The sequence below is a fragment of the Thermostichus sp. MS-CIW-23 genome (assembly GCF_054059455.1).
Genome location: NZ_JBSSCC010000012.1, coordinates 43577 through 69076, shown reverse-complemented (window position 1 = coordinate 69076; position 25500 = coordinate 43577). Strand labels below are relative to the sequence as shown.

The window sequence follows — 25500 nt, the reverse complement described above, 5'->3', positions numbered from 1 at the left end:
TCAGGACTTGGGTCATGGTTCTATCATAACTTCCGCATTCCTCCCGACACTGACCCTACGGGTACAGTGCGGGGCTCCTGCGATTTCTAGCTGACTCTCGCCAGGCCACCAAGCGGGGGCAGCGGCAGCAACTGACGATTTCAGTTTGCAAAGTGGCCCAATCCTGGAGACCCAGCGCCTCACTCCTCCTCGTCGTCATCCTCCTCTAGCTCGTCGAAGGCAGGGGTGGAATCGTCGATCAACTGATCATCTTCCAAGATCAAACGAGGCGGCAGCTCCGGCAACACCGCAGGCTCTTCCTCCTCTTCGTCAGGCTCCGGCTCGGCGGCAATCTCCTCGTAGGTGGTGAAGCCCGTGCCTGCCGGGATCAAGCGCCCGATGATTACGTTTTCCTTCAAGCCGCGCAGCCAGTCGGATTTGCCCTCAATGGCCGCCTCAGTCAGCACGCGGGTGGTTTCCTGGAAGCTGGCCGCTGAGATGAAGCTGTCGGTATTCAAGCTGGCCTTGGTGATCCCCAGCAGGACGGGCGTGTATTTGGCCGGCGCTCCTCCAGTAATGGCCATGGTGGCATTGATCTGCTGGATTTCCCGCAACTCCACCAGCTCCCCCGGCAACAGGATGGTGTCGCCACCATCATCCACCCGCACCTTGGAGGTCATCTGGCGCACCACGATCTCAATGTGTTTGTCGGAGATCTCCACCCCCTGGGAGCGGTAGACGTTCTGCACTTCGTTGACAAAGAAGCGCTGCACCTCCCGCAGAGCCAACCGTGCGGCTTGGTCATCTCCCAAGGTTTGGCGATGGTACTCGTAGTAGATCTCCAAGAGGTCGTGGGGGTTGGCAGGGCCATCGGTTAGGGGATCCCCCACCCCCACCGGCTGTCCATCTACCACGATCAAGCTCTGCCCCGGCAGCCCAGGATAGTCTCTAACGGTGCCATCGGCTTCGATGACCTTGAGATCTGGCTCTTCTCCCCGCCAGCTCAGTTGAACGGTGCCGGGCCGCTTGGCCAGAACACACATTTCCTTGGGCTTGCGGGCCTCCAGCAGCTCCTCAATCCGTGGCAGACCCTGGATGATGTCCCCTGTCTTGGCCCGCTCAAACACCAGGAGGGCCAGGGAATCCCCCCGCTGCACCAGATCGCCATCTCGTACCTGCAGAATGGCACCCGCAGAAACCAAGTAGGGCCGCGCTATCCGCAACACCACTTGGCCGTCCGTTATCTGCATTACCTGTCCCGACTGTGGAGAAGGGATCCCGGGAGCAAGCTCGTCCCCAGCCCGCACCAGCGCCCCTACCGCCACGCTGGCTGAACCTGTCAGGGGCACCTGCACCAGATCGTCGTCGGTAATCACCAGCACCCGCCGCACCACTTCCGCTCCCTGGCGGATCCCTTGGACGATCCCGGCCTTTTTGGCTTGGATTTCGGTGCGGGCGATAACATCTCCGCTGGCGATGGAGTCTCCTTCCTTCACCAACAGCCGCGTGTGGGTACTCCCCTGCGTCAGATCCGCTTCCACGTCGCGGCGCAGCAACAGGGTTTCCAGAATCACCAGTTGCAGGCGGCGAATATCTGGATCCTTATCATCTTGGATCAGCTCGATATCGGCCTTCAGTTGTGGGGCGTCGGTATCGATTTCCAGCACCAGTTGGGTGCGCAGGAGCTCTACAGGGCCTACCGACTTCACCCGCTCCCCATCTTTGAAGGGAACCCGCTGCACCGCCCGCAGACGAATGGAGCGACCGGACTCGCTGGTGGACTCTTGAGTGGGCACCAAGGGCCGGTCGGGGATCTCGTACTCCTGCACCGGACGCAGCAGCAAGCCTGGGCCTTCGGGAGTTTCCACGTGTTCCAGGTAGACCAGTCGGTCGGGAACGATGCTGCTGAGCACCGGTTGCCCTGGCTGGATTAGGGTGCCACTTTTCACTTCCAAGTCGGCGGGGTTGTCCACCAGATGCAGGGATCCCGGCTTGATGACGATCTCCCGCAGAATGTCGTTCTTCTGGATGACTTCGACAACACCGGCATTCTGGCAAAAGATGTCTTTCACCACCTCGGTGCCCGCTTCCACATACTGGCCGTCGTCCACGTTCAGCAGGGAGATGTCCTTGTTCACCTCGTGGGTCTCTTCTGGGATCCACAGCAGGGTGCCGCCCTGGATGACTTCGTAACCTTGCTTGGCCTTGCCGCGCCGTGCCACCTCAATGCCGGCGAACTTCACCAAGCCTCCCGTCTGACTGCGGAAGTGGTTGTCGATCAGCTCCGCCACCACCTCATCGTTGCCCACTTTGGTGCCCGGAGTAGCCTTGAGAACAAAGGTCTGCCCACTGGAAGTGTCCAGCAAAAATTGTTCCCGCCCCTGGTGGGATTCCACCCGTACCCGTGCTTCCCGCAACACCACCGAAGCGTTGATGATCTCCACCTCGCGCCCACTTCTGGTGTCGCTGCGCTCCGGTAGCCGCACAATGCCGCCATGCTCCGTCACCAGCGAGGTTTCGGCGATCACATCCCCCGCCTGCACCCGATCCCCGTTTTTCACCACCGGCTCGGCCCCCGGAGGCAGGTTGTACACCTGTCCAGACATCACCCAGATCAATCCCTGCCGCTGGGCAGTGTAGGTGGTGTTACCCTGGCGGTCAGTCTTCTCCTCGATGGGCAGATCGGCAAAGCGAATTTCTCCAGCCAGGTCGGCCACCACCTCTTTCTGGGCTTTCTCGGTGCTCTTACGGCTGGCCTTGGCCAGGGACACCTCTGCAATCAACTGATCCCGCTGCACCTGGGCTCCGTCCCGCACCAGCAGGGTGGATCCCTGAGTCATGTCGAAGGACTCCCGTTGACCATCTGGGCCTTCCAAGATGATTTGGTTGTTTACCTCCACTTGTAGAGCATCGTCGCCGTGGCGGGTACGGAAGGGGCGGGTGCGCAGATTTTTCGGGAACCGCACCACACCCGCAAAGGGGGCGCGAATTTGGCGGGCCACCTCCCCTGTAAACACGCCTCCCGTGTGGAAGGTGCGCATCGTCAACTGGGTGCCCGGCTCCCCAATCGATTGGGCGGCGATGATCCCGACCGCTTCCCCCAGATCCACCAGGCGGGAGTGGGCCAAGCTCCAGCCATAACACATCCGGCACACGGAGCGGTTGGCTTCACAGGTGAGGGGAGAACGCACCATCACCTGCCGGATGCCGGCCTCCACAATCGTCTTGGCCAGGTCGTGATCCACCTCTTGGTTGCGGCGGGCGAGGATCTCCTGGGTTTGTGGATGCACCACGTCGCGCGCCAACACTCGGCCCACCAAGCGCTCCTCCAGAGACACCACCACCTTGTCCCCGTCCATCAGGTATTCCAGAAGGATGCCCTGCTCAGTGCCGCAGTCAGATTCCCGCACGATCACATCCTGAGACACGTCCACCAAGCGGCGGGTGAGGTAGCCAGAGTCGGCGGTGCGCAGGGCCGTATCCACCAAGCCCTTGCGGGCCCCATAGGAAGAGATGATGTACTCGGTAACGGTCAGGCCCTCGCGGAAATTGGTTTTGATGGGCAAATCGATGATCTCCCCCTGGGGGTTGGCCATCAGGCCGCGCATGCCCACCAACTGCCGTACCTGGGAGACATTCCCCCTCGCCCCCGAGTTGGCCATCATGTAGACGGAGTTAAGGGGATCGTTCTGGCGGAAGTTGCTGAGCATCTCCTCCTTGATCTGGTCGTTGGTTTGGTTCCAGGTGTCGATCACCTTTTGGTAGCGCTCCACCTCTGTGATTTCCCCGCGGGTGTAGCGCTCGGTGGCCGCCTCGATCTCGGCTTCCGCTTGCGCCAACAACTGCCGCTTGCTGGGGGGAACGCGCAGATCTTCGACGCTGATGGAGACGGCTGCCTGGGTGGCGTATTTGAAGCCCAGGGTCTTCAGAGCATCCGCCATCTGAGCGGTGCGGGCTGTGCCGTAGCGGGCAAAAGACCAAGCAATTAGGTTGCGCAGCTCTTTTTTGCCAATTTGATAGTTGCGAAAGGGCACAGGGGGCAAAGGGGCGTCGGCTTTGTTGCCGTCGGCAGCCTGCCGCGACAGGCCAGCGGAAAATCGTCCTTTTTCGCTCATGATGCCTCGCTAGAGAGAAGGGGAGAGAAGAGCCGTCCTACGGCAGAGGGTAACTACGCAGACAAAATATCCTGCACGGTCTTGTTAAAAATGATCCGGCCCGGCGTGGTGCGAATGTACTGGCTGATCACGTTGCCGTTTTGATCTTCGCGGATACGGCGGTAGTTGGTGATCTTGAGGCGGATGCCGCCCGCTTCTTCGATAATTTGCGGCTCGGACTCTTTTTCGCCCTTGCCCAACTCCATCGGGCCGTGGTAGCGCACCCAGACCTTGCTGTGCAGGCCGATGGCGCCGCGGTCGTAGGCGATGAGAGCATCTTCCAAGCTGGCGAAGAAGCGATCGCCAATATCTGGCGCGTGGGGGTTGTCCGCCGTCAGGTAGTAGCACCCCAACACCATATCTTGGCTGGGGGTGATGATAGGGGCGCCAGTGGCCGGGGAGAGGATGTTGTTGGTGGCCAGCATCAGCAGGCGAGCTTCCGCCTGAGCTTCCAGAGAAAGGGGCACATGCACAGCCATCTGGTCGCCGTCGAAGTCGGCGTTGAAAGCAGGGCAGACCAAGGGGTGAAGTTGAATCGCCCTTCCCTCCACCAGGATTGGCTCAAAAGCTTGGATCCCCAGGCGGTGCAGGGTGGGGGCACGGTTGAGCAAGACGGGGTGGCCGTCGATCACCTCTTCCAGCACATCCCAAATCTGTGGGTCATTGCTCTGGATCATCTTTTTGGCAGCCTTGATGTTGTTGACAATGCCCCGCTTGATCAATTTGTGGATGACAAAGGGCTGGAACAGCTCGATGGCCATCTCTTTGGGCAGGCCACACTGGTGCATGCGCAGGTTGGGCCCCACCACGATCACCGAACGCCCGGAGTAGTCCACCCGTTTGCCCAACAGGTTTTGCCGGAAGCGCCCCTGTTTGCCTTCGATGATGTCGGAGAGGGACTTGAGGGGACGGTTGTTGGCCCCCGCCACCACGCGCCCCCGCCGACCGTTGTCGATCAGCGCGTCCACCGCCTCCTGGAGCATGCGCTTTTCGTTGCGCACAATGATCTCCGGCGCCATGATCTCCTGCAGCCGGGCCAGGCGGTTGTTGCGGTTGATCACACGACGGTAGAGATCGTTGAGGTCGCTGGTGGCAAAGCGGCCCCCATCCAACTGCACCATGGGACGCAAATCCGGCGGGATCACCGGCAGCACCCGCAACACCATCCACTCCGGACGGGATCCGGTGGCGATGAAGTTGTCGATTACCCGCAGCCGCTTGATCAGGCGCGCCCGCTTTTGGCCGCGAGCACTGGTGATCTCCTCCCGCAGTTGCTCCGCCTCTTTTTCCAGGTCGATATCCTTGAGCAGGCGCTCGATGGCCTCTGCCCCAATCATGGCCCAGTTCTCCGGCAGTTGCAGTTCGGATCCCTCCTCGTACATCTGATCTTCGATCTCGAGGAATTGATCCTCCGTCAGCAGTTGTTTGTAGGAGAGATTCTGGGCATTGCCCGGATCCACCACTACGTAGGCGTTGAAGTACACCACTTGCTCCACATCCCGCAGCGGCATGTCCAACAGCGTGGCAATGTGGCTGGGGATCCCTTTCAAATACCAAACGTGGGTGACGGGGGCAGCCAACTTGATGTAGCCCATGCGGTGGCGGCGCACCCGCGACTCGGTTACCTCCACCCCACAGCGCTCGCAGACGATCCCCCGATGCCGTACTCGCTTGTACTTACCGCAGTGGCATTCCCAGTCTTTGGCCGGCCCAAAGATGCGCTCACAGAAAAGACCATCCATCTCCGGCTTGAGGGTGCGGTAATTGATGGTCTCGGGCTTGGTGACTTCCCCCACCACTTGACCATTCGGCAGGGTGCGCTGGCCCCACTCCATGATCCGTTCTGGAGAAGCCAAGCCAATTTTGACGTAGTCAAAGCGTTGCTCTGTTTTGGCCATCGCCGTTTTCCTCCTGGCTTGCTGAACCCAAAGGAGAGGGAAGCCCCACCCTCCTTCGTGGGTTGAAGGGGATCCCCGTCACGTTCGCGTCAGGGGTGGGGAGCGCTCTCAACCCTCAAAAGTCCTCTTCCTCCTCCTCGTCCTCATCTTCCTCAAGGCTGCGGCTGGCATTCGCGTCAGCGGTGCGGAGCACTCTGGTAAAGGCGGGTGATGGCGAGAGATCCTCAGCCGTAACCGATTCATAAGTGGGTCGAGAGGGAGTATGACGGTTGGAGGTATCGGCCATCAGATCCACTTCCACATCGTGGGTTTGCCCTTCGCTGTCCACCTCCACCTTGTGTACAGACACATCTAGGCAGAGGGACTGCAACTCCCGTACCAGCACCTTGAAGGACTCCGGCGTGCCGGGTCGAGGGATCGGCTTGCCCTTGACAATGGCGTTGAGAGCCTCGTTGCGCCCCACCATGTCGTCGGACTTGACGGTGAGCAACTCCTGCAGGATGTAGGCTGCCCCAAACGCCTCCAAAGCCCACACCTCCATCTCCCCAAAGCGCTGGCCGCCCTGCTGCGCCTTGCCCCCCAGCGGTTGCTGGGTCACCAAAGAATAGGGGCCGGTGGAGCGGGCATGGATCTTGTCATCCACCAAGTGCACCAGCTTCAGCATGTAGGCGCGGCCCACCGTAACGGGCTGGTCGAAGGGCTCCCCGGTGCGACCATCAAACACCTGGATTTTGCCGCAGTACCTGCCTTCCGGGTTGAAGATCCAGTCCTTGCCGGTCTTCTCTCGGGCTTCCCTCAGCTTGGCCTCCACCGTCAGACGGGAGGCTTCTAAACCGTGCATCTCATCAAAGGGCATCAGCTTGAAGCGCACTCCCAGATGTTCTGCTGCCCAGCCCAGCAGGCACTCGTACACTTGGCCCACGTTCATCCGGGAAGGCACCCCCAAGGGGTTGAGCACCACATCCACCGGTGTGCCGTCCGCTAGGTAGGGCATGTCCTCAATCGGCAAGATGCGGGAGATGATGCCTTTGTTGCCGTGACGGCCCGCGATCTTGTCCCCCACCTGGATTTTGCGCTTGAGGGCAATGTAGACCCGCACCACCATGTTGGCGCCGGGAGGCAGCTCATCCCCCTGTTCGCGGGTAAAGATGCGTACATCCACCACCCGACCGCGCTCGCCGTTGGGCACCCGCAGCGAGTTGTCCCGCACATCCCGAGCCTTTTCCCCGAAAATGGCCCGCAATAGCCGCTCTTCTGGGGGCTGATCCGACTCCCCTTTGGGGGTGACTTTGCCCACCAAAATGTCGCCGGCCTCCACCCAAGCCCCAATGCGCACAATGCCGTTCTCATCCAGGTCCCGCAGGGCATCTTCCCCCACGTTGGGGATTTCGCGGGTAATCTCCTCAGGGCCCAGTTTGGTTTGCCGGGCCTCGATCTCGTGCTTCTCGATGTGTACCGAGGTAAAGACATCGTCGTAGACCAGCCGCTCGCTGATCAAGATGGCATCTTCGTAGTTGTAGCCCTCCCAGGGCATGTAGGCCACCAACACGTTTTGGCCCAAAGCCAACTCGCCCCCTTCGGTCGCCGGGCCATCCGCCAGCACCTGGCCAGCCACCACCCGATCCCCCGTATAGACAAGGGGACGCTGGTTGAGGCAGGTGTCTTGGTTGGAGCGCTGGTATTTCTGCAGGCGATAGACAATTGGATCCCCGCCGTCGTCTGGCCGCACCACGATTTCGTCGGCAGAGACATAGGTCACCACGCCATTGGTGCGCGACACCACCACCATGCCGGAGTCGCGTGCCGCCTGGGCTTCCAGGCCCGTGCCCACATAGGGCCGATCCGGCTTGAGCAGGGGCACCGCCTGCCGCTGCATGTTTGCTCCCATCAAGGCACGGTTGGCGTCATCGTGCTCCAGGAAGGGGATCAAGGAGGTGGCCACCGAGATGACCTGCACCGGCGCCACTTGGACGTAGTGCACTTCTGTGGGGTGGGCGGTGGTGAACTCTTGGCGGTAGCGCACCGGCACCAAGTCGGCAGTGATGCGGCCCTCGGCATCCACCGGCACATCCCCCGGGGCCACGCGGTACTCGTCCTCTTCATCGGCAGTGAGGTAGACCATGCCCAGATCTTTGCGCACCACGCCGTTCTCGACCCGGTAATAGGGGCTTTCGATAAAGCCGTACTGGTTGACGCGGGCGTGGGTGGCCAGGGATCCAATCAACCCGGCGTTGGGGCCTTCTGGAGTTTCGATGGGGCAGATGCGGCCGTAGTGGCTGGGGTGGATATCCCGCACCGCAAAGCCGGCCCGTTCCCGACTTAGGCCGCCGGGGCCCAGGGCAGATAACCGGCGCTTGTGGGTCAGCTCCGCCAGGGGATTGGTCTGATCCATGAACTGGGAGAGCTGGCTGGAGCCGAAGAACTCCTTAATGGCCGCCACCAAGGGTTTGGGGTTGACCAAAGAGGCCGGGGTGAGGTTTTCCGACTCGGAGACTGTCATCCGTTCTCGGATGATCCGCTCCAGGCGATTCAGGCCCACCCGCACCTGGTTTTGCAGCAGCTCGCCCACGGAGCGCACGCGGCGGTTGCCCAGGTGGTCGATGTCGTCCACATGGCCGATGTCGTACTCCAAATTGATCAGGTAGTCGATGACGGCCAAAATGTCGGTGACGGTAAGCACCCGCACACTTTCGGCTACGTTCAAATTTAACTTTTTGTTCAGCTTGTAGCGCCCTACCCGGCCCAAATCGTAGCGTTTGGGGTCGAAGAAGCGGGATTCCAGCAACTGCTGGCCACCCGATACGGTGGGGGGTTCCCCGGGCCGCAACTTGCGGTACAGCTCCATTAGGGCTTCTTCTTCGGTGTAGGGCCCCTCTTTCTCCATGGTTTTCTGGAAGAATTCGGGGTGGCGCAGGTTGTCGTAAATCTCGGAGTCGCTCAGGCCCAAGGCTTTCAGCAGAACTGCCGCCGAGAGCTTGCGGGTTTTGTCGATGCGCACCCACACCAGGCCGTTTTTGTCGGTCTCGAACTTCAGCCAGGCACCGCGGTTGGGGATGAGGCTGGCGCTGTAGGTGCGACGCCCGTTTTTGTCCAGCTCCGATTTGTAATAGACGCCGGGGCTGCGCACAATTTGGTTGACGATCACCCGCTCGGCGCCGTTGATGATGAAGGTGCCCCGATCCGTCATCAAGGGCAGTTCGCCGATGAAGACGTCCATGTCTTTGATCTCGCCGGTCTCTTTGTTGATCAGGCGAGTGGGCACCCGGATCTGCGCTTGATAGGTGGCATCCCGCCGCTTGGCCTCCTCGGGGTCGTAGCGGGGGCGGTTGATCTTGTACCCTTTGGAGGGATCCCCAGGGCGATATTCGGGCAGGAAATGCAGTTCCAGCTTGCCAGTGTAATCGACGATGGGGGAAAAGCTGAGAAGCTCCTCTTCAAACCCTTCTCGCAAAAACCACAAGAAACTCTCCCGCTGAATCTCCACCAGGTCAGGAAAGGTAGGAGCGACAGGGGATGGCACTGCTAATTGTGTCATGCGTTGCTCGGGAGGGGTCGCGCTGCAGTCAGGCCTTCCATTATAGAAACCCCGCCAACGATCGTCAACGAACGTTACAAAGGTCGAGGGGCTGTCCGGATCCCTTGAGGGCGCACCTGGAAAATCTCGGCAAAACCGCTGGGGATCCCCTTTTGGCTGCCGGGGCAGGGGCGGTTTCCGCCATGCCTTAAGGATTGTTCACATCCATTCACACTCAAGCAGATTATTCTAATCTTTAACCGTTTTTGCGGATCATCCGCTGCTCCAGCTCGGATTTCCGGTCAACCTTGGGGATCGGAGGGGTGGTTCTGACAGGCTCAGCCGGTCGCCAGGGTGGACGCGGCGCCGGTCTTTGTCGCTTTTGAGATGCACGCTGTTGATGCAGGCTAGGGGGCAAGACGCGGAGCCATCAATCATGAGAAAGGATCGGGAATGGGTTTACAAAGCTTCTCAGGCTGGGGGAACCTCGGGATGGCTTGCGGGTGATCTGCGGGTGATCTAATGAAGCACAGTTTGTTGGCGAGGAGGGTTTTGTGAGTCAAAGTCAGAACAATCAGAATAAAAAAAGTGATCTGTATAACCGGGACCACAGCTTGTCGGCCCAGTTGCGAGAGGGCACCAAGCAGTCCCACACCATGGCCGAGAACATGGTGTTTATCAAGTGTTTCCTGAAGGGAGTGGTGGATAAACGGGCCTACAGCCGCTACGTGGGCAATTTCTACTTTGTCTACAGTGCTCTGGAAGAGGGCTTTGCCCAACTGCGAGAGCACCCGCTGGTGGGCCGGTTCTACTACCCGGAGCTGTGGCGCAAGACCAGCCTGGAGAAGGACTTGAATTATTTTATCGGCCCCAATTGGCGCGCTGTGGTCAAGCCCTCCCCTGCCTGCCAGGTCTATGTCAACCGCATCCGAGAAGTGGTGGAAAAAGATCCACTTCTCCTGATCGCCCACGCCTATACCCGCTACATCGGTGACTTGTCGGGTGGCCAAATCCTCAAAAACATCGCCCGCCGGGCCATGGGCTTGCCGCCAGGGGAAGGAACAGCTTTTTACGATTTCGAGCAGATCCCCCACGAGGGCAAGTTCAAGCAGCGCTACCGTGCCCAGATGGATGCATTGGGGCTGGATCAAGCCACCATCGACCGCATTGTGGCAGAGGCCAATTATGCCTTCAAGCTGAACATGGACTTGTTTAGGGAGTTGGAGGGGAATTGGCTGTTGTCGATGGCCCGCTTGGCCTGGAACTCTCTGCTCAGCCAGTTTCAACGCAAGCCCACCCGTTCTGAGGCAGCCGCTCCCAGCTCCTGAGCCCTAGATTCCAGATCTCCCCTCTCCCAGAGGAGAGGGGGTGAGGGCTAGTTACATTCGAGGGTGTCGCGGGTGGCCCGACCAGTTACAGGGTTAACGCCGGTGGCCCGTTCGCAAAGGATGGAGAGGGCGTCTTGCCGTATCAACGCATTGGTGAAATCCGCCCCATCAATTTGGATCCCTTCGACTCGGGCCAGCCACATCATGCTGTCCTGCAGTTGCGCTTCTCGCAGATCCGCACCCTGTAAGTTGGCCATGTCCAAAGTGGCCCCCCGCAGGTCGGCCCCGCGCAAGTTGGCTTTGCTGAGATTGGCCCCGAATAGGTTCGCCCCTGCCGCCTTCACGTGGCTGAGATCGCTTTGGCGCAGGTTGGCCTTGAGAAACTTCCAGCCGCTCAGGTCTTGCCCTGCAAAGCTCACCCCCTGCAAATCTCGTTTGGTGTAGTCCTCTGCCTGGGCCGGGGATCCCAGCGGAGTAACCCCCAGGCAGAGTATCAGCCCGCAAAGCACCATCCCCCGCAGGAAACGGCTCAGCCAAGACCGCCTCGCCAGAACCGAAGCCAGCCAAGCAACAGACATCTTGGATCCCTCCCTCAAGGAAACCTCCATGGCTTGGGAATTGCTTCTGGTTTTATCTTACCGGATAGGGATCCCGCCGGCAGGTTGGGCTATCATGAACTACCCCACCGCATAGGCGGATGGGGTTTCTGATGCCCCATCCCCTTGACGGCAGGATTTTAGTCTCTTCCTCTGCCCCAGGTGCTTCATAGCCCCGCAGGACTTTGAAGTAGAGCTGAAGCATCCAAGACTCACGAGGCCGGTTCCCAACCCCGGTTGCCGATGAGTGGCAACGTTGTACATCACCATCACCGAACCCCGATCCCTCGGTACCTCAAACCCACAAGCCGAGCAGACATGATAGCGGTTGCTCAAGTCCGCCCACTCCTTGTGGACTGCCCCGCACTTGGGACAGCGTTGCGAGGGCTTGAGGGTTTGCGTAGGAAACATGAGAACTAAACCACCTTTCTGCTCGATTTTGTAGGTAATCATTCGGTTGAGGGTACCAAACCCCACCGACAGAATGGACTTGTTTAGCCCTGCCTTGCGCTTCCCACCCTTGCGGGTCATCCCTTTGACATGCAGCTTCTCCGTTACGCCGTTCGCCTACGGCGGCGCGGAGCGCTTCGCCATAACGACAAGCTATCTCTGACGTAACTTTGTGTTGCCAGTCTTTGCGCTGACGAGCAGCCTTTGCTTGCAGTTGCGCTTCCCGCCGGTGAATTTTCTTCCATCTCCTGGAAGCCTTTACGCCCTTTTTAGGGGCACGCTTTCTGCGCTTCAGTCTGGCCACTCTGCGAATCTTCTCCTCACTCCGCTGGGTAAAGCGGGGATTAGTAATCTCCTGAAACTCCGCCCCGTCAAACAACGTCAGGGCGGTCTCCGTACCCAAGTCATAGGCAACGATGGACTCATATCGCAAATCCGACTGCGACCCAAACTTAGGCTCTGGTATGGCAACCTCAACCGTCAACGAAGCGAACCACTGCCGCCGGGACGGCTTGTAGACGATAGTCAGCGTTGTTGGCACGCCCCAATGCTTGGCTTGACCGCGCATTTTCAGGGTAATGCCCAAGTCATTGAGTGTGACCGTGCCATGCTTTCCCGTGCTGTTGACCTTCCACCCCGACCGAGCAGGATACGTCCAGCCCGAATACCGGCGAATGGACTTGAACCTCGGCTTCCTACTCAGTCCTCGAAAGAACCGTTGGTAAGCATAATCCACCCGCTTGACGGTAGCTTGCAGGGCTTGGGAGTTCAGTTGGGCAAACTCCCCCCACACCTGCTTGAATTCGGGGAGTAGGTTCTGCTGTTCCAGGTAGGTCACCGTTCGGCGGTGGAGGTGGTACTCGGTTTCCCGATGGGCAATGCAAGCATTGTAAAGATAACAATGCAGACGACGAGCCTCGAGCAAAGCCTTTTCCTGAGCTTTGCTGGGATACAGTCGAAAGGTCTGCCTTCTGGTTGCCATATGCGTTATCCTACCCCCACCTGTCCTAGTTCTGAGTGCTCCACAAATCCAGTGGCGCTATCCATCCCCACCCTACAGAGGGTGGGGAATTCCGCGCGTTTTGTTAAAGTCTTCTACAGACCAGATCCGCGATTGGCGAGGGGGCGACAGGGATCCATGTCCGAGATCGAGGTCTTCGATGCGGAGCAGTTGGCCGGGCTGATCGAGGGTCTGGCAGAGGCGATCGGCAGGGATCATCCCCACCTCCAAAAGTTGACGTTGATCGGCATTCGCACCCGGGGAGTTCCCCTGGCCTACCGCCTGCGGGATCGGATTGCCACTCTGCTGGGGATCCCGCCCCAAGTAGGGGAGCTGGACATCACTTTTTTCCGCGACGATTTGAGTGCCGGTGGGTTGCGCACCCCCGATCGCAGCGAAATGCCGCGTGACCTAACCGGCCAAGAGGTGGTGCTGGTGGATGATGTGATCTTTCGCGGTCGCACCGTCCGGGCGGCTTTGGAGGCCCTAAACCACTTTGGGCGACCGGAACGGGTGCGATTGGCGGTGTTGATTGACCGGGGTCACCGACAGTTTCCCATCCAGCCCGATTACTGCGGTTGTCAGCTTTCTACAGAACCGGAGCAAACGGTGAGAGTCCATCTGCGGGAAACCGATGCAGAAGAGCGGGTGCTGTTGATAGACAAAACAGCAAAGATTAAACCCTGAGCCAGCGCTGGGGTGCGGTATTTTAGGGATGACCTGCCGAAACTCACTGCCATGTCTTGGTTGCCGGAAACCCGCCGCTACGCTGTTTTGGGCACGGGCGCTTTGGGAGGATTTTATGGGGCGAAATTGCAACAGGCGGGCTTTGCGGTGCATTTTCTGCTGCACAGCGACTATGACCATGTTCGCCAAAGCGGCCTCTGGGTGCAGTCCTGCTGGGGGGATTTTCATTTGCCCCAGGTGAATGCCTACGCAGCCGTGGAGGACATGCCGGCTTGCGAAGGCGTGATCGTGGCTTTGAAAGCCACCCAAAATGCGCTTCTGCCGCACTTGATCCCGCCTGTGTTGGCCGAGAATGGCGTGGTGATCTTGTTGCAAAACGGGCTGGGGGTGGAACCCGAGATTGCCGATTGCGTTGGCCCAGAGCGGGTCATGGGGGGCCTCTGCTTCATCAGCTCCAATAAGGTTGGCCCCGGCCACATTCACCATCTGGATTACGGTTCGGTGCTGCTGGCAGAGTACGGCCCTGGCTATGCCCCCCAAGGGATCACGCCCCGCCTTCAACAAGTTCAAGCCGATTTTCAACGGGCAGGGATCCCGACTTCGCTCTCACCAGATTTGATGTTGGCCCGCTGGCAGAAGTTGGTCTGGAATATTCCCTTCAACGGCCTCTCGGTGGTGTTCAATGCCGATACTCAGCAAATGATTCGAGACCCTGAGGCCCGTGCTTTGGCGGAAACGCTGATGCAGGAGGTGATACAGGGAGCTGCAGCTTGTGATCGCCTGCTTCCCGACTCCCTGATCCAAGAAATGCTCACCAATACCGAGAAAATGGCCCCCTACCGCACCAGCATGAAAATCGACTATGAGCGCAAACGTCCTCTGGAACTGCAGGTGATCTTCGGCAACCCACTGCAGTACGCTCGACAAGCTGGGATCCATCTGCCACGGGTTGAAATGCTCTACCGACAGTTGCAGGTGTTGGATCGCCTGAATCGAGGGATCCCTGGGGAGCAGCAGGCTTAAGTTTTTCAAGATCCGGCGGAGCGATCCCAGGGCTGGAGCAGGCTTTCTTCTTGGCTTGCGGGTAGACTGAGCCGCAGTCGTGTACTGTTGCTCTGGCTTTATGCCGCTGGGATCCACCCACGATCGCATTACCCTCTGGACGGCCCCCGGCATCACCCTAGCCGCCGGTGTGTTGGGGAACAGCACCACAGTTGCCCTGGCTGTGGGATCCGCCTATCTGTTCAGCGGCCTGATGTTTTCTGGAGATCTGGACACCTGTTCCCGACAGTATCAACGCTGGCTGTTCTTGCGCTGGATTTGGCTGCCCTACCGCAAGTGGATGCGGCATCGCTCCTTTTGGTCTCATGGGCCGATTGTGGGCACCGCCGTGCGGGTACTGTACTTGAGCCTATGGGCAGGAGGAGCTGGCCTGCTGGGGGCTTGGCTGGGATCCCGGTTGGGCTGGTGGATGTGGCAACCCTGGGTGTGGGGCAGCGATCTCTGGCAATTGCTGCAAGTTCACGCCGAGATGCTCTTTTGGATTGGGATGGGGTTGGAACTGGGATCGGTGAACCACAGCCTAAGCGACTGGATGGTCTCCCGCTGGAAACGCTGGCGCAGAAAACGCCGTCAGGTTCGATCTCCTGCCAGGCGACTCAGCTATCGTGGCTAGGGATCCATTGGGCCAAGGTTTGATTTTTCGCCCGCCACGGCATTTGAATGGCAGTGAGGTTACCTACTGTTCCGCAACGCGTAGTCATTTATCTCACCGTCAAGGTGAAACAAACGACCGGTTGCTTCCTGCTAAGGCCTCCGGCCCGCTACGCGAGCAGTTGAAATAGAGGGTAATAAGAACCACGACTGCTATCAGCCCCTCACCCCCCCTTGAACCTGTGCTGTGCCCACAACTCCGCGACCTATCCTCTCAAGAGGGCTGAAACTGCAAATCTTGGCCAATTACCCTTTAGCCCAGGTACTCTGCTTGTGGCCATTTCGATTCAAACTGGGACACTGCACCCATACCTAAAGCCTTGAATACAGGGAATCAGAAGGCTCTCCTCAGTAGCCCAAGCGTCTCACCCTAACTTGAAACGACTACTTGAAGCAGTTTTGTCAAGAACATTTCCTCTTACGTTGGCTAGGTATTGCGATTCAATCTCAATAAAGCTATGCTGTTACTCAGTTGAGTGGTGGAGTCATATCCATCAGTCTTCCTCTCTTGTCTTGGATGCGGCAGGGATCCTGTGCTGGCAGAGCTGGCCATCTGCGTCAGCAGGGATCCCTTTTTCTCCTCTCCAAGGCTAAGCAAGGTTCTGTGCTAATGAGAGTCAGAATCAGTTGATAGAGAGATTTTTTGCTTGCTCATGTCAATCTGTGGAGGTGGCAGTGTAAAGGAGCAACAGCGGCTGAGGGTTATGGCTTTGGAAGGGGGCAATCTGGCTTCGGGAACCGGAAGACAAGACCGAATACAAAGATTGCTGCTCTAGTTTCCTTTGCAAACTTGTCAGAAGCTAAGGAAAAAGACCAACTTTTTGGGACAAACTGTCTGTCCTATGTCTTGTTTTGTCGTTCAAAAATTTATGTTGGGCTCAAGAGAAACTCTAGAAAAAAGTTGAATCAGGTGGAAGAATCAGTTAGAATCTAGCTGGCGTTAACGCTAACCGCGACGAAGAGACTGGAGGGAGGAAAGCCTAACAGCCTCTCTCCTTTTTTCTGTAGGGGTTACCCTCACTCTCAAACCCCATCTCATGAGAAGGGAGGAAGACCAAATACCCTATGACTTGAAATAGCAGCATTTTCATTAACTTTTGTTTTACTCTCTATGCCAAACTTGATACTAAGCTAAAGAGTTGCTCCTCGATCTTGTAACCATTGAGCAGCCAGCCTGTGTTGGCGTTTTTGTGCATAGGCTAAGGGGGTATGCCCATCTTCATTGCGAGGGTTTAGTTCGGCTCCATTTTCCAGCAAAAGCTCCAGGATTTCGATGTGTCCTTCCCAAGCAGCCCAGTGCATCGGTGTCGCCCCGAATCGGTTGCGCGCATTGGCATTGGCCCCGTACAAGAGCAAAAAGCGAGCAATCCCCAAGTTCCCTTGGGTGGCAGCTTCATGCAGAGGGGTTCGGCCTGTTTCGTCAGTGGCATCCACCGGCGCTCCCTTGGATAAGAGGCGGGCCAGAATGCTTTTTCGACCGGTGGCTGTGGCCCAGTGGAGAACACGACCAGTGTTGGCTCCCTTTTGGATGAGCAGACCGATTACTTCTACCTGATCGGTTAAAGCAGCCCGCTGGAGAGGGGTATAGCCATGGTTATCTGGGAGATTGATATCGCTGCCTGCCCTCAAGAGACGCTCCACCAGCTTGACCTGGCCGCTGGCGGCAGCCAAATGGAGAGGGGTAGCACCTGTGGGATCCAAGGCATTGGGGGAGGCGCCATATACTAAGAGCAAGTCCAGCAGTCCCAGATGGCCAAGGAGTGTCGCTTTGTGAAGCAAAGTCATTCCCTGAGCATCGACAGCATTCACATCTTCCCCCCGCTGCAAATGGGCCAATAATTGTTTTAGATCTCGATTGGCAAGAGCTTGATGAAGCGCTTCACTCATAACAGATGGAAATAAAAAAGCCAAGTTGCAATGAAGTTGGGCAACAGGAAGGGATCCTCGATAGGCCGGAATGGAGTCTCCAAACAACTTGGGCAAAGTCTAACACTGGATCCCTGCTGCTGAGGGAAGCGGGAGAACCAAGCGCTTGGTGGGATCCCTTGGTCAAGCCGGGGCCGCAGCGATAGACTAGAGCTGGTTTTTGGCCAGGTCTTTTCCCGCTCCCTTGACTTCGCCACTGTTTATGGATTACTACGCGATCCTGAACCTATCTCCTGCAGCGGACATTGAAGAGATTAAACAGGCGTTTCGACGGTTGGCGCGGCAGTTTCACCCTGATGTGGCAGGGGAGGGATCCCGAGAGCGTTTCCAACAAATCCACCAAGCCTACCAAGTGCTGAGCGACCCTGAGCAGCGGCGGCGCTACGATGCACAACGTCAATCTGCACAACGTCAATCTGCACAACGTCAATCTGCACCCAGCTCTCCTGCTGCCGGCGAAAGGCGGGTGGTCATTCGCAGCATAGGCCCCTCATCGGCAGAGCAGCCCAATCCGGAAGGGCTCAAGGAGGGGATTGCCCGCGTCAAGGCAGCCTGGCGGGAGCGGAAGTTGCCCACGGCGGTGGCCCAGGCGGAGGCGCTGCTGAAACGGTTTCCCAACTCCAGCGAGGCCATCCACATCTTGGCGTTGGCCTACCAGCGCTTCGGCAACCATTTGATCTACGAGGGGCGCTATCAGCAGGCGGAAGCCTACTTGAGAAAAGCTTTGGCCACGGAGCCGCACAACCGAGAATTGGCCTTTGAAATCAAGCGAGATTTAGCCCGTCTGGGCATTCGGGAGGGATCCCGCTAACTTGCCTGCGTTGGGATCCCCAACGTCTGAGCTGCCCACTGCCGGAGTTGTTGGCGGTTGACTTTGCCCTGAGGGTTGCGCGGGATCCCCGTACACCACAGCCAGTGCTTGGGGTGCTTGAAGGGACTCAGTTGGCGGCTTAGGTGTTGCTTCAGGTGCATCTCCAGCTCTTTGGGGATCCCCGTTTTGGGGACGACCACCGCCACCACCTGCTGCCCCCATTCGGCATCCGGTAGGCCCAACACGCACACATCTTCCACCCAGCCGCTGGCTCGGATCTCCCCTTCCACTTCTGCAGCCATCACCTTTTCCCCGCCGGTTAGGATTAGGTCATCGGCTCGACCTAACCAATAGAGGGATCCCTGTCGGTCTAGATAGCCCAAATCGCCGGGGGTAAAGCCTTGCTGTTGCCCTTCGCGTAAGCGGTGCGTAGCACTTAGGTGCGGGTAGTAGCCCAGTGCCAGCGACTCTGCCTGAATGTGAATGTAGCCCACAGCATGGCTGGGCAGGGGATCCCCTTTTTCGCTGCGGATCTGGAGCGTGGCGTGGGGCAGAGGCCGACCCAGACTGTCGCTCCCTTGCCAAAAGGCTTCTGGCAGTAACGTACACACCTGGGAGGCGGTCTCGGTCATACCGTAGGTGAGGGCAAGGGGAAGGTGAAGTTGCCGGGCCTGTTGCCGCAAGCTGGGCCAGGTGGGGCCACCGCCGACCAAAATGGCCCGAAATTGGCGCAGGCTCTCCAAAACTCCCGGATGGGCGCTGAGCAACAGCCGTTGCAACTGAGTGGGCACCAGCGATAGAAAGCTCCCCGGCAAAGGGGGATCCCAAGCCTTGGCCTGCTGTTGCCGTTTCCAATCCCAGACAACCCACTGCCCACCGCTCAGCCAGGATCGGACTGCCTGCATCAAGCCGCTGACGTGGTACAGGGGCAGAAGGCAATAGCTGTGTACAGGCCCAACGGCAAAGTGCTGTTGGTGGGCTTTGGCCGAGGCGCTGAGGGTCAGCCAAGAGTGCATGGCCCATTTTATCTGGCCGCCGGAGCCACCGGTGGGGATGCCGATCAACGGCCAATGGGAGCTGGGCACAGCTTCCCGCAACTCTCGCAGGCGCGGATTCAAGGGGGCGGGATCCCCTTCCAGCCGTCCCTGGCGCCAGCACCAGCCGGATCCCATATCCGCCAAAGCCTGTCCCCATTCCCGTTCTCCCCAGTGGGGATTACCCAAGAACAGCGGGATCCCCAAGCGTTGGCAGGTCAAAACTGCCGCCCACACCTGCACCGGATCGGAGTCTGCCACCAGCAGGGGAACGGCCTTGTCTGCCAAAGGGCGCAGTTGCTCTTCCAGTTTGGACAGGCACTCCTTCAAGTCTCCGCCATCCCCGGACAAGACAATTGACCTCATGGGCTATGGGTATGCCATCTCAACGGCTTCGCGGATCCCCTGCATTTTATTAGGGGATCCCCCCTCGATTTCCTTGGCAAGGAACGGTGAGGATAGGTTTGGGCTTGGCTTATCATGATCTAGGTTTGAACTGGGAGGTCTGTGTTGTGATCGAGCCGATTTTGTTGGGGATCGTGTTGGGAATGGTGGTGGTCACCTTGGCGGGCTTATTCGTGGCAGCCTACAGGCAATATCAACGCAGCAACAAGATCGGCCTGTAGGAGCAGCCTTTGGGGGGGTTGGAGAAAACCCATAGGGGAGAGAGAGATTGAGGTGGCATGGCGATGCACTGGCTGCGCACAGTCGCTGCTTTGCGGGAGCAGATAGCCAATTGGCGGGGATCCACCATCGGCTTGGTGCCCACGATGGGATCCCTGCATGAGGGCCATCTCAGCCTAATCCGCCGCTGCCGGCAAGAGTGTGACCACACGGTGGTCAGCATTTTCGTCAATCCGCTGCAATTTGGCCCCAACGAAGACTGGGATCGCTATCCCCGCGACGAGGAGGGGGATCGGGCCTTGTGCGAGGCAGCAGGTGTGGATGTGGTCTTTGCCCCTGACCCGCAAGAGATGGGAGCCGACCCCGCAACCGGAAGCGACCGCACCTGGGTCATGCCCCCCGAATCCCTTCTGCAGACCCTCTGCGCCCCCCACCGACCTGGCCACTTTCGCGGTGTAGCCACCATTGTGCTGCAACTGCTGAACCTGGTGCAGCCGCAGCGGGCCTACTTCGGCCAAAAAGACGCCCAGCAACTGGCGATCATTCAGCGTTTGGTTCGGGATCTGCAAATACCCACCACGATTGTTCCCTGCCCCACGGTGCGAGAAGCCGATGGCCTCGCCTGTAGCTCCCGCAACCGCTACCTTTCTGCTGCTGAACGACAGGTGGCTGCCGGGCTATACCGGGCCTTGCGTCGGGGATATGACCATTGGCAGGCCGGGGATCCCTCAGCAGAAGGGATCCTTGCCGCCGCCCGTGCTGAGCTGGAGCATACCCCAGAGCTGCAACTGCAGTACCTGGAATTGGTGGATCCCCAAACGCTACAGCCGCTGCCGCGGGTGGAAGACAAGGGCCTGCTGGCCATTGCTGCCTATGTGGGGCAGACTCGCCTGATCGACAACCTGCTCCTTTCCCCAGAGCAAGGGGATCCCTCGCCGGAGAGAGCCCAGCATGCGGCACCGCCCTCTTCCGGCACGACCTCTCCCCCGCGTCGCCCGCTGATTGCCATCGACGGCCCGGCTGGAGCCGGAAAATCCACCGTGGCGCGGGCAGTGGCAGCCCAACTGCAACTGCTCTACTTGGATACCGGAGCCATGTATCGGGCCATCACTTGGCTGGCGCTGCAAAGAGGGATCCCTTTGGACGATGCCGAGCAACTCACCCAACTGGCCGCCCAAACCCAGCTCACCCTGCAAAGTGGCACCTCTTCGACAGAGCCGACCCGCATCTGGGCCGATGGCGAAGAAATTACCCAGGCCATTCGCTCTCCGGAAGTGACCCGCTGGGTCTCTCACGTGGCGGCAGTGCCGGGAGTACGCCAGGAGCTGGTGAAGCGGCAACGCAGCATTGGCCGGGATGGCGGTGCTGTCTTGGAGGGGCGGGATATCGGCACCCACGTCTTTCCTGATGCAGAGCTGAAGGTTTTCTTGACCGCTTCTGTTGGGGAGCGGGCGCAGCGTCGGCAACACCAACTCCAAGCCCAAGGGCAAATGGTGCCTCTCGAAGAATTGAAAGCGCAAATCGAGCAGCGGGATCGCCGCGACAGCGAACGGCTCATCTCTCCCTTGCGGCCTGCCCCCGATGCCATCTTGATCGACACAGATCACCTGAGCCAATCCGAGGTGCAAGACAAGATTGTCATGTTGTACCGGCAACTTTTGGAGCGATCCGGCTCCGCCCATTTCGATCAGTAGCCTTAACTCAATCAAGAACAAATCAACGGGATGAATAAGATCTTCGAGGAGCTGACTGGCTTGAGCAGCTTGGGTTTAGTCCTTCGACGCCACCCATATCCCGTAACGGAGCGCTATGGTTAATGTCTTTCTCTTGGCCTTTTTGCTGCTCCTCTCAGGAGCTTGCTCTGGGGCCGAAACCGCCATCACGGCCATGGACAACCTGCGCCTGGAATCTCTGATCGAAGAACAAGGGGATCCACAGGGCTTGTATCGACTGGCCCAACAACAGCGCTCGCGGCTGATCACCACCCTGTTGCTGGTGAACAACTTTGTCAACATCGGCATTGCCGCTTTGGCCACAACCCTCTCCATTGAACTGTTGGGAACCCAGATTGGAGCTTTGGCCGCCACCGTGCCCACCACAATTGTGGTGCTCCTCTTTGGAGAAGTAGCCCCAAAGTCTTTAGCGGTGAGCCATCCGCTAGGGGTGTTCCGCTGGGTGGTGCGGCCTGTTCATGTCCTATCGGTGCTGCTGCGCCCTTTTAGCGACGCTTTTGAGTGGGTTGTCAGCAGGCTCTTCAATCTATTGGAATTCTCCCCCCTGACGGCCACCGCTTCTCTCAAGGATTTGGAGCTGTTGATCGATGTGTTGGGGCAGCGGGGGCTGCTGGATTGGCAAAAACGGCGGCTGTTCCGTGGGGCCTTGGCTTTGGACTTGCTGCAGGCGCGGGACGTGGCCAAGCCCAGAGTTAAAATGGAGACCATCTCCCACGACAAAACACTGCAGGATGTGGTGAAGCTCTGTTTGGAAACGGGCTACTCGCGCATCCCCGTGCAGGGAGAATCCAAGGACGAGATCGTCGGCATTATCCACCTCAAGCAAGCCTTGCGCTATCTCGATCAAAAAGGCAATGCCGAAGTGACCCAGGCGATGGCACCGCCTTTTTTTGTGCCGGACACCAAGCGGGTCAGCTTGTTGCTCAAGGAAATGCTGCGCTCTCGCCAACACCTGGGGATTGTGGTGGATGAGTTCGGCGGCACCACCGGCCTGATCACGCTGGAGGACATTTTGGAGGAGCTGGTGGGCGATATTTACGACGAGAGCGATCTCTCCCCCCTGCTGCTGCAGCGACAACGACGACAAGGTGGCTCTTCTGCCCCCTCTGGTTGAGCAACACGAGCAGTTGAGCTATCCACCCTCTGAGTTCTAGCCAGCCCCTGAGGGATCCGTCTCCGCAGCCGTTGGATTCTCGCGTGCGTCGGCGTCGGGAGTGAGCTCGACAAAGCCGGCATCGACAGGATAGCGGGCCACAAAAAAGATCCAGAAGCTGTGGATCCCTAGCCCCAAAGCCCACCAGCCCAACAGGGGCACCAGCCACGGCCAATCCGCGCGGTACAGTTGCTGAAAAAACACCAGCCCAGACCCGCTGCAGAGAAAAACGGCAATGTGGGCGGCATAGGTATAGCGATCATCCAGCTTGCGAAATTCGGGATCCCGACGGGAGGGCTTCCGGGGCCAGCGAGGCGGCATGGCAAAACCATCCAGTTAAAACCTTCTCCAGTGTAGAACAGCCGTCGGCGGGGATCCCTGAGACTTGGGATCGACATTTCTGCTGCGGAACCCCAGTTTCAACGCCCGTTTGCCCAGCCAGTACACCAGCAAACCCATCAGCAGCACTGCCAGCCAAGGGGCCAGCACCGCCACCACCGCCAGCAGCAGAGAAGTGACGTTTTCGCCGGTGGCCAACAGCGGGTTGCCCAGCCCCCCTGTGGTGGTGGTAGAGGTCACCAGTGTGGCACAAAAATGCGAAACTGAGGCCCAACCCCCAAAAAATGGCCGGTATGCCCTTCATATCCTCAGCGTTGATGGGAGTGCTGATACATTCACGCTGAACTCTCCTGAACATGGTTCAGGAAAGAAGCGATCGCATCCTGCCTATCTCTGAGCAGGAAGGCGGTATCCCGCAAAGCCCTGAGGAATACCCCCCGAGCGCTTTCCCCCTTCACTTCCCGGCAACCGTTGCGGTGGACTCAAGGATCAGGGGGAAACTTGGTCTACTATATCCCTCTCAATGACTTTTGCCAAACCGCCTAAAGCTCAGTAAATTCAGCAAAGTTCAGGGTTTTGGGGGTTAGAGGCATGCTCCCGCCAGCAGCAACTGGGGGGATCCGTCTCGGCTGGCTGAACCTCGAACTCCAGCGGTCCCTCCTCAGTGTACAGGTGCAGGTCGAACCAGAAGGTGGATCCCTGTTCTAGCTTGCTCTCCAGGCGGATGCAGGTGTGGTGCTTTTCCAGAATGTTGCGCACAATGGCTAAGCCCAAGCCCGTCCCCTCCAGGGTATGCACGCGGTTCTCCACCCGGAAAAAGCGGTCGAAAATCCGCTCCTGATCTTCTGGGGCAATGCCAATGCCCGTATCGGCCACTGCCACCCGCACTGCCTGCGGGGATCCATCCGCCTGAACCACCAGGTGGGCATGCACCGTCACCAGGCCCCCTGAGGGGGTGAACTTGAGGGCATTGCCCAGGAGATTGGTCATCACCTGCAGCAGCAGATCGTAGTTGCCCCAGACCAGCGGCAGATCCGGATCGACGAACTTGCGCAGCTGGATCCCTTTGTCGCGGGCCTGCAGGTGATGGGTGCGCAGCGTTTGCTCGATCACCGCCGAGATATCGACGCCCTCAAAGTGGTACTGCTTGCCCGATTCCAGACGAGACAAATCCAAAACATCGTTAACCAGGCGGGTGAGGCGGTCGGTTTCGCGGTTGGCAATTTCCAGGTAGTCCAGCCGCTCCGCCGAGGACATCTGCTCGCCGTACTCGTAGAGGGTCTCGATAAAAGACTTGATGCTGAAGAGGGGGGTGCGCAGCTCGTGGCTGATGTTGCTGATGAATTGGGCCTTGGCTTCGTTGAGCTCTGCCTCGCGGGTGATGTCCTGCACCGTCATCACGATCCCCTTGAGATTTTGCCGCCGCGGATCCGACACCGGCGAAAGCAGGATGCGAATGACGCGCTTGGTAGGGCCGGTGAGGTTGACGCGAACTTCCTCTGCTTCTTGATCCCCGCGGGCAATTTGCATCAGGGGGCGGGCCAGTTGCTGCTGCAGATCCTCCGGCAACAGCTCCGGCAAGGGTTTGCCCAAAACGGGATCCCCTTCCCAGCCAAACATGCGGGAGGCGGCAGGGTTGAGCAGCAGCACCCGCAACTCGGCATCCAGCAAAATGGCAGCATCGACGATGGAGAAGACCAAGGTCTCCAACTTGGCTTTGGCGGCAGCCAGTTCCTCGATGTTCTGTTCTTCGTAGCTTTGCAGCCGCTCCGCCATCTCGTTAAAGCTGTCGATGAGCTGGGCCAGCTCTCCCCCGAAGGGCAGGTCGATGCGCTGCTTGAAGTTACCTTTGGTGATCTCCTGGACACCTTTGACCAGCTCTTTGATGGGATAGGTGATGGTGAGGGCATTGACCACCGCTCCCAGGATGGCCAAGACCCACACCGCCAAAAACACCCCAATCGAGACCTCCCGCGCCAGCTGGGTGGAGCGCACCAGGGCGGGATTGGGATTGATGCCCAAGCCGAGGGTGCCCAAAAAGCGGCCCTGATGGTAGATGCCGACGAAAATATCCGTCACCCGCCCAGCAGGGGTAAGGTGGGTGCGCACCAGCGGTTGGCCCTCAGCAGGAGGGCGATTGTCCGGCAGTTGCATGCGACGGGTAAGGCTGAGGGAGGTTTTCACCTCCTGATTGGAGAACGGGATCCCGTAGTAGATGTTTCCTTCGGGATCGGCGTAGAGCAAATAGCGGATGCTGCTGGTGCTCTCAAAGTACTGGCGGGACAGTTGCGCCACTTCGCCAATGCGATCTTCCGCAATTAGAGGGGCAACATTGGCCGCCAAGAGCAGCCCCAGATCCCGGCCAAAGCGGGCCTCGTTGAAGCGGGCATCCTGCTGCACAGTGCTGACGGCCCAGAAGGTGAAACTGCTCACCACCAATGAGACCACCAGCGTTGCCACAAAGAGCAACTGAGTTTCCAACCGCAGTTTTTGCTTCCATCGCGCCCACCAGCGCTGCAGGGATCCCATCGAAGACCCGGCTGGCTTCGACTGCGAGGGAT

The 25500-nt window shown here is 58.9% G+C and carries 18 protein-coding genes and 1 pseudogene; 8 read left to right on the top strand and 11 right to left on the bottom strand.

All coding sequences use genetic code 11. The features are described 5' to 3' along the window. Positions 1 to 179: 179 nt before the first annotated feature. From ACVW0B_RS06350 to rpoB, 3 genes are all read right to left on the bottom strand, one after another. Entirely contained in the window at positions 180 to 4094 is a 3915-nt protein-coding gene (locus ACVW0B_RS06350; protein WP_457491240.1) for a DNA-directed RNA polymerase subunit beta', read from the bottom strand. A 53-nt stretch (positions 4095 to 4147) separates the two neighbouring features. Next, on the bottom strand, positions 4148 to 6031 hold the full coding sequence (locus tag ACVW0B_RS06345; protein ID WP_011434000.1) for a DNA-directed RNA polymerase subunit gamma: 1884 nt from the start codon (positions 6029 to 6031) through the stop codon (positions 4148 to 4150). A gap of 115 nt (positions 6032 to 6146) precedes the next feature. After that, positions 6147 to 9566 carry a DNA-directed RNA polymerase subunit beta gene (gene rpoB, locus ACVW0B_RS06340; protein WP_414351375.1) on the bottom strand — a complete coding sequence of 1140 codons (3420 nt, stop codon included), beginning with the start codon at positions 9564 to 9566 and terminating at the stop codon, positions 6147 to 6149. Between the two features lie 593 nt (positions 9567 to 10159). Between rpoB and ACVW0B_RS06335 the strand changes: the two genes are divergently transcribed. Then, positions 10160 to 10873: a biliverdin-producing heme oxygenase gene (locus ACVW0B_RS06335; protein WP_414356736.1), complete on the top strand. Its 714-nt coding sequence runs from the start codon at positions 10160 to 10162 to the stop codon at positions 10871 to 10873. 47 nt (positions 10874 to 10920) lie between these two features. Here ACVW0B_RS06335 and ACVW0B_RS06330 read toward each other — a convergent pair whose 3' ends face one another. The 3 genes from ACVW0B_RS06330 to ACVW0B_RS06320 form a co-directional block, all read right to left on the bottom strand. After that, a complete protein-coding gene (locus ACVW0B_RS06330) occupies positions 10921 to 11451 on the bottom strand; it encodes a pentapeptide repeat-containing protein (RefSeq protein WP_414388677.1) in 531 nt (176 codons plus the stop codon). Positions 11452 to 11550: 99 nt separating this feature from the next. Continuing rightward, complete coding sequence (locus tag ACVW0B_RS06325) at positions 11551 to 11880, bottom strand: zinc ribbon domain-containing protein (protein ID WP_457491239.1); 330 nt, start codon at positions 11878 to 11880, stop codon at positions 11551 to 11553. Further along, on the bottom strand, positions 11765 to 12901 hold the full coding sequence (locus ACVW0B_RS06320) for an RNA-guided endonuclease InsQ/TnpB family protein (RefSeq protein WP_457491238.1): 1137 nt from the start codon (positions 12899 to 12901) through the stop codon (positions 11765 to 11767). Before ACVW0B_RS06320 ends, ACVW0B_RS06325 begins: the two co-directional genes overlap by 116 nt. Before the next feature lie 156 nt (positions 12902 to 13057). Here ACVW0B_RS06320 and pyrR point away from each other — a divergent pair, with 156 nt between their 5' ends. From pyrR to ACVW0B_RS06305, 3 genes are all read left to right on the top strand, one after another. Then, a complete protein-coding gene (gene pyrR / locus ACVW0B_RS06315; RefSeq protein ID WP_414358057.1) occupies positions 13058 to 13606 on the top strand; it encodes a bifunctional pyr operon transcriptional regulator/uracil phosphoribosyltransferase PyrR in 549 nt (182 codons plus the stop codon). 51 nt (positions 13607 to 13657) lie between these two features. Further along, complete coding sequence (locus ACVW0B_RS06310; protein WP_457491237.1) at positions 13658 to 14629, top strand: putative 2-dehydropantoate 2-reductase; 972 nt, start codon at positions 13658 to 13660, stop codon at positions 14627 to 14629. 79 nt (positions 14630 to 14708) lie between these two features. Then, complete coding sequence (locus ACVW0B_RS06305) at positions 14709 to 15281, top strand: metal-binding protein (RefSeq protein ID WP_414341609.1); 573 nt, start codon at positions 14709 to 14711, stop codon at positions 15279 to 15281. Between the two features lie 1169 nt (positions 15282 to 16450). Here ACVW0B_RS06305 and ACVW0B_RS06300 read toward each other — a convergent pair. Next, a complete protein-coding gene (locus ACVW0B_RS06300) occupies positions 16451 to 17206 on the bottom strand; it encodes an ankyrin repeat domain-containing protein (RefSeq protein ID WP_457491236.1) in 756 nt (251 codons plus the stop codon). A 241-nt stretch (positions 17207 to 17447) separates the two neighbouring features. Here ACVW0B_RS06300 and ACVW0B_RS06295 point away from each other — a divergent pair, with 241 nt between their 5' ends. Next, positions 17448 to 18056, top strand: a complete 609-nt coding sequence (locus ACVW0B_RS06295) for a DnaJ domain-containing protein (RefSeq protein WP_457491235.1) — start codon at positions 17448 to 17450, stop codon at positions 18054 to 18056. Here the strand turns inward: ACVW0B_RS06295 and ACVW0B_RS06290 are convergent. Further along, positions 18053 to 19456, bottom strand: a complete 1404-nt coding sequence (locus tag ACVW0B_RS06290) for a 2-succinylbenzoate--CoA ligase (RefSeq protein ID WP_457491234.1) — start codon at positions 19454 to 19456, stop codon at positions 18053 to 18055. The genes ACVW0B_RS06295 and ACVW0B_RS06290 overlap by 4 nt on opposite strands. Positions 19457 to 19602: 146 nt before the next feature. On the opposite strand from ACVW0B_RS06290, the gene petG reads away from it, so the two are divergent. The 3 genes from petG to ACVW0B_RS06275 all read left to right on the top strand — a co-directional run bounded on the left by petG (position 19603) and on the right by ACVW0B_RS06275 (position 22561). After that, a complete protein-coding gene (gene petG, locus ACVW0B_RS06285; RefSeq protein WP_011433989.1) occupies positions 19603 to 19716 on the top strand; it encodes a cytochrome b6-f complex subunit V in 114 nt (37 codons plus the stop codon). A 63-nt stretch (positions 19717 to 19779) separates the two neighbouring features. Then, a complete protein-coding gene (locus ACVW0B_RS06280) occupies positions 19780 to 21408 on the top strand; it encodes a bifunctional pantoate--beta-alanine ligase/(d)CMP kinase (protein WP_457491242.1) in 1629 nt (542 codons plus the stop codon). Between the two features lie 115 nt (positions 21409 to 21523). Beyond that, positions 21524 to 22561 (top strand): hemolysin family protein, encoded by a 1038-nt coding sequence (locus ACVW0B_RS06275; protein ID WP_414373590.1) that lies wholly within the window; start codon positions 21524 to 21526, stop codon positions 22559 to 22561. 36 nt (positions 22562 to 22597) lie between these two features. Here ACVW0B_RS06275 and ACVW0B_RS06270 read toward each other — a convergent pair whose 3' ends face one another. From ACVW0B_RS06270 to ACVW0B_RS06260, 3 genes and pseudogenes are all read right to left on the bottom strand, one after another. Continuing rightward, complete coding sequence (locus ACVW0B_RS06270; RefSeq protein WP_457491233.1) at positions 22598 to 22921, bottom strand: hypothetical protein; 324 nt, start codon at positions 22919 to 22921, stop codon at positions 22598 to 22600. A gap of 15 nt (positions 22922 to 22936) precedes the next feature. Beyond that, positions 22937 to 23206: pseudogene (locus tag ACVW0B_RS06265) on the bottom strand (DUF4126 family protein); the annotation flags it as partial. A 291-nt stretch (positions 23207 to 23497) separates the two neighbouring features. Beyond that, a complete protein-coding gene (locus tag ACVW0B_RS06260) occupies positions 23498 to 25468 on the bottom strand; it encodes a HAMP domain-containing sensor histidine kinase (RefSeq protein ID WP_457491241.1) in 1971 nt (656 codons plus the stop codon). Positions 25469 to 25500 lie beyond the last annotated feature (32 nt).

Bases quoted from the DNA above. Each gene is read 5' to 3' on its own strand.
- ACVW0B_RS06350 (WP_457491240.1), bottom strand. From the start codon at position 4,094: ATGAGCGAAAAAGGACGATTTTCCGCTGGCCTGTCGCGGCAGGCTGCC.
- ACVW0B_RS06345 (WP_011434000.1), bottom strand. From the start codon at position 6,031: ATGGCCAAAACAGAGCAACGCTTTGACTACGTCAAAATTGGCTTGGCT.
- rpoB (WP_414351375.1), bottom strand. From the start codon at position 9,566: ATGACACAATTAGCAGTGCCATCCCCTGTCGCTCCTACCTTTCCTGAC.
- ACVW0B_RS06330 (WP_414388677.1), bottom strand. From the start codon at position 11,451: ATGTCTGTTGCTTGGCTGGCTTCGGTTCTGGCGAGGCGGTCTTGGCTG.
- ACVW0B_RS06325 (WP_457491239.1), bottom strand. From the start codon at position 11,880: ATGTTTCCTACGCAAACCCTCAAGCCCTCGCAACGCTGTCCCAAGTGC.
- ACVW0B_RS06320 (WP_457491238.1), bottom strand. From the start codon at position 12,901: ATGGCAACCAGAAGGCAGACCTTTCGACTGTATCCCAGCAAAGCTCAG.
- pyrR (WP_414358057.1), top strand. From the start codon at position 13,058: ATGTCCGAGATCGAGGTCTTCGATGCGGAGCAGTTGGCCGGGCTGATC.
- ACVW0B_RS06310 (WP_457491237.1), top strand. From the start codon at position 13,658: ATGTCTTGGTTGCCGGAAACCCGCCGCTACGCTGTTTTGGGCACGGGC.
- ACVW0B_RS06300 (WP_457491236.1), bottom strand. From the start codon at position 17,206: ATGAGTGAAGCGCTTCATCAAGCTCTTGCCAATCGAGATCTAAAACAA.
- ACVW0B_RS06295 (WP_457491235.1), top strand. From the start codon at position 17,448: ATGGATTACTACGCGATCCTGAACCTATCTCCTGCAGCGGACATTGAA.
- ACVW0B_RS06290 (WP_457491234.1), bottom strand. From the start codon at position 19,456: ATGAGGTCAATTGTCTTGTCCGGGGATGGCGGAGACTTGAAGGAGTGC.
- ACVW0B_RS06280 (WP_457491242.1), top strand. From the start codon at position 19,780: ATGCACTGGCTGCGCACAGTCGCTGCTTTGCGGGAGCAGATAGCCAAT.
- ACVW0B_RS06275 (WP_414373590.1), top strand. From the start codon at position 21,524: ATGGTTAATGTCTTTCTCTTGGCCTTTTTGCTGCTCCTCTCAGGAGCT.
- ACVW0B_RS06270 (WP_457491233.1), bottom strand. From the start codon at position 22,921: ATGCCGCCTCGCTGGCCCCGGAAGCCCTCCCGTCGGGATCCCGAATTT.
- ACVW0B_RS06260 (WP_457491241.1), bottom strand. From the start codon at position 25,468: ATGGGATCCCTGCAGCGCTGGTGGGCGCGATGGAAGCAAAAACTGCGG.